Origin of the sequence: Vibrio sp. 10N.222.55.C6, assembly GCF_041473395.1 — a bacterium.
Lineage (GTDB): Bacteria > Pseudomonadota > Gammaproteobacteria > Enterobacterales > Vibrionaceae > Vibrio > Vibrio crassostreae_C.
In genome coordinates, this window is record NZ_JBFRSD010000881.1 from 1 (window position 1) to 341 (window position 341).

Below are 341 nucleotides of genomic sequence, written 5' to 3' on the forward strand. Positions count from 1 at the left end.
GGGTAAATGGGTTAACGGCGGTGAAACGTTCGAAGTATTACTTAAAATGATGAGAGATTCTGAAGGTAACAGCAAGTTTGTAAATGAATTTAAACTGAGTGAATGCCAGGAAATAGAAGAAACATCGAAAAGCCACTACATTGTCAGAGCAAGGGCTAGAGATAGCTTAGATTTTAAACATTGGCTCATTCACAACGCAGATTGTGTGGAAATTTTAGAGCCATTAAAACTACGTCAAGATGTAATACGAGACCTTAAACAAGCGATGAATGTCTATTCACATTAGATAGCATAGTCATCATCATAGACAGGATCTTAAGAGCTAACTTGTTTATTTAGAT

Annotated in this window: 1 protein-coding gene; it reads left to right on the plus strand. The window is 36.1% G+C overall.

Translation table 11 applies throughout. The annotated features are described in order from the left end of the window. Window positions 1-286, plus strand: a 286-nt coding sequence (locus tag AB4486_RS26680; RefSeq protein WP_372119780.1) for a WYL domain-containing protein, incomplete at its 5' end; no start/stop codon positions are given. Between the last annotated feature and the right edge of the window lie 55 nt (window positions 287-341).